The following is a 2,721-nucleotide window of genomic DNA, read 5'->3' on the forward strand; positions in this document are numbered from 1 at the left end:
GCTCTTGCATTAATCTCTGCAAGCGCTCGGGATAAAAAAAATCTTCTGGACGCAAATCTATCCCATGATCACGTGCGTAATTCAAAAGCATAATTTGGTATTTAGCTGGAATGATGCCGCCTTTACCCTCTCGCTTTTCAAAGGGGTAAGTCCATTTATAAACAGCAGACACATGGCATTGAGAAATCAACGACACACGTTTTGCACCACCTAAATATTTTATAATCATAACTGCTGGAGTAATCATGTAATCCAAAATTTCTGTCATATATTTACGTATTACGCAAATATAAGCAAAATTTTCGTAATACGCAATATTGATTATTTAATAATTTTAAGAGAGAAAAATAAAATGGATTTTCAAAAGCTAATAAAAATGTGGATTAATGAAAAATTAAATGAAATGGGGCATGGAAGCCGTAAGGCTTTAGGGCAACATTTAGGATTGAGTCCATCATCTATTACGCGCTTATTATCGATTGATGACTCTGACTCTAAAGCCTACCGTGATATCACCGCAGAAGAGCTAGTGAAGCTACACAGTTTCTTTAAGGAGTATCCTCCGTATCCGGCTTTAAGCAAGATAGATCAAGATTTTTATGATCTATATTCGTCTTGCAATGAAGAAGAACGGAGGGCAGTTTTAGCGTTTCTTCATACTTTAATCGAATCAAAAAAGCGATAACTGCTGTTTTTTCTTCATTTGGCAATTGTAAAAATTTTCTTTTGGCAGTCTTATAACCTTTCATAAAATCTCCAAATATCTATAAAAACACACTAATCTTTAGATGAATACTCATAAAATAATTTTCGTTATACGGTATTTTTATGTTGACATTACCGTAAAACGAAAATATATTCACTCCATATCTTAGAAAATAACTTTTGCCAATAGGCAGTATGGAGGCATTTGTGAATAAACCAGTGTTTATAAATTCTGATGAAATTCTCTTAGTGATGTGCGAAAATGAAGAGCAAAATCTCGCTAAATCTGGTCCTTTCTTAGAAGAAAAGGACATTATCAATTTTATCGACCAAACCGATAATGCTGTCCAAATTTTGCGCGTAGAACCAACGACTAATCGTTGCGAAGATATCTCTGAAGATATTGCTGAGTTTTATCTCAAACTACGTGAACAAAAGTGTTTTGATGGCAAAATACCGCATGANAAAGACGCCACCTTTTCAAAAAATTCACCACACAATGCAATGCCGTTCTTTTGCAAGAACGACAAAGGCAGAATCTAACTTAAAGGAGTAAAACCATGGAAAAAAAATACGAAATGACTGATGAAACAATCAATGTTGATGGCAAAATCCTTCACCGTATACGTGCTTTAAGAAACTTTGGTGATGTCGAGAAAGGCAACCTAGGAGGCTATATCGAGAAAGAAGACAACCTAAGTCATGAAGATGATTGTTGGGTAGATGGTGATGCCAAGGTGCTTGAAAGCGCTACCATTTTTGATAATGCCAAGATATTTGATGGCGCCTGTATTAGTGGAAATGCTACGGTTTGTGATAAGGCACAAGTTTACGATAAGGCACAAGTTTACGGTAACGCCAAGGTTTACGACAATTCTCGTATTTATGGAAGTGCACAAGTTTACGATGATGCACGTGTTTACGATGATGCACATGTTTACGATGATGCAGTCATTTACGTTAATGCAAAAGTTTGCGGTGATGCCAAGGTTTATGGAAAAGCAAGAATATACCATGACGCCGTAATTTCCGAACATGCACGCGTTTATGACAATGCAGAAGTTTTCGACAACGCTACAATTTCGCACGTTGCATCCGCTTGTGACAATGCTCGTATTTTCGGTAAAGCAAAGGTTGGTGGTTGTGCCGAAATTTATGATGGAGCACATGTCTCTGAAAAAGCTAAAGTTGGCGGTCACGCAAAAATCTCTGGAAATGCCCGTGTGTTTGGTGGTGCACTAGTTTGCGAGAATGCCAAAGTAACCGGAAATACAAAAGTATCTGGAAATGACACTGTTTTAAGATAAGGGCGACTTAAAACATGGAAAAAAAATACGAACTTACTGATGAAACAATCGAAGTTGGGCGCAGAACGCTCCGCCGCATTCGTGCACTGAGAGATTTGGAGGACGTCAAGAAAGGTGATCTTGGCGGCTATATCGAGAAAGAAGACAACCTATCGCATCATGGTAATTGCTGGATTGGGGGTTATGCCAAGGTTTATGATGATGCTAAGGTTTACGAAAATGCACATGTTTACGGTTATGCACATGTTTACGACAATTCTCGTATTTATGGCAAAGCAAAAGTTTTCGATGAACCATGCATTTACGGTCATGCAGAAGTTTACGGTGATGCATATATTTGCGGTGAATCTAGCGTTTTTGATAATGCAGAAGTTTATGGCAATGCACAAGTTTACGAAGAGCCACACATTTACGATAGGGCGCGTGTTTACGGCAATGCGCATGTTTACGGTAGTGCGCATGTTTACGGTAATGCAAAAATTTACGGTGATGCATGTGTATGTTGGGACGACTGGATTTATGGCGATAAAAGAATCTCAACTGGAGAAAAGACCAGATGAAAAAATACGAATTTACTGATGAAAAAACTGTGTTTGATGGAAGAACTCTTCACCGAATTAGAGCATTAAGAGACTTTGGATATGTCAAAAAAGGTGACCTAGGCGGTTTTATAGAAAAAGAGAGCAACTTAAGCCATAAGAGAGACTGT

The 2,721-nt window shown here is 37.9% G+C and carries 4 protein-coding genes and 1 pseudogene; 4 read left to right on the plus strand and 1 reads right to left on the minus strand.

Going from position 1 to position 2,721, the window contains the following annotated elements; genetic code table 11:
• Positions 1-247, minus strand: a 247-nt coding sequence (locus ACFIK4_RS05565) for a hypothetical protein (protein ID WP_375675379.1), incomplete at its 3' end; no start/stop codon positions are given.
• A 105-nt stretch (positions 248-352) separates the two neighbouring features.
• On the opposite strand from ACFIK4_RS05565, the gene ACFIK4_RS05570 reads away from it, so the two are divergent.
• The 4 genes and pseudogenes from ACFIK4_RS05570 to ACFIK4_RS05585 all read left to right on the plus strand — a co-directional run bounded on the left by ACFIK4_RS05570 (position 353) and on the right by ACFIK4_RS05585 (position 2,572).
• Positions 353-685: a hypothetical protein gene (locus ACFIK4_RS05570; protein ID WP_375626997.1), complete on the plus strand. Its 333-nt coding sequence runs from the start codon at positions 353-355 to the stop codon at positions 683-685.
• A gap of 227 nt (positions 686-912) precedes the next feature.
• Positions 913-1,167 (plus strand): annotated as a pseudogene (locus tag ACFIK4_RS05575) (hypothetical protein); the annotation flags it as partial.
• Positions 1,168-1,265: 98 nt separating this feature from the next.
• Positions 1,266-2,012 (plus strand): hypothetical protein, encoded by a 747-nt coding sequence (locus ACFIK4_RS05580; protein WP_375675375.1) that lies wholly within the window; start codon positions 1,266-1,268, stop codon positions 2,010-2,012.
• 14 nt (positions 2,013-2,026) lie between these two features.
• Positions 2,027-2,572 (plus strand): hypothetical protein, encoded by a 546-nt coding sequence (locus ACFIK4_RS05585; protein WP_375675377.1) that lies wholly within the window; start codon positions 2,027-2,029, stop codon positions 2,570-2,572.
• Positions 2,573-2,721 lie beyond the last annotated feature (149 nt).

It is taken from the genome of Bartonella sp. AP9QHHD (genome assembly GCF_042195625.1).
Taxonomy (GTDB): domain Bacteria; phylum Pseudomonadota; class Alphaproteobacteria; order Rhizobiales; family Rhizobiaceae; genus Bartonella.

Excerpts from the sequence above, each read along its gene's own strand:
- ACFIK4_RS05570 (WP_375626997.1), top strand. The coding sequence starts at position 353 with ATGGATTTTCAAAAGCTAATAAAAATGTGGATTAATGAAAAATTAAAT.
- ACFIK4_RS05580 (WP_375675375.1), top strand. The coding sequence starts at position 1,266 with ATGGAAAAAAAATACGAAATGACTGATGAAACAATCAATGTTGATGGC.
- ACFIK4_RS05585 (WP_375675377.1), top strand. The coding sequence starts at position 2,027 with ATGGAAAAAAAATACGAACTTACTGATGAAACAATCGAAGTTGGGCGC.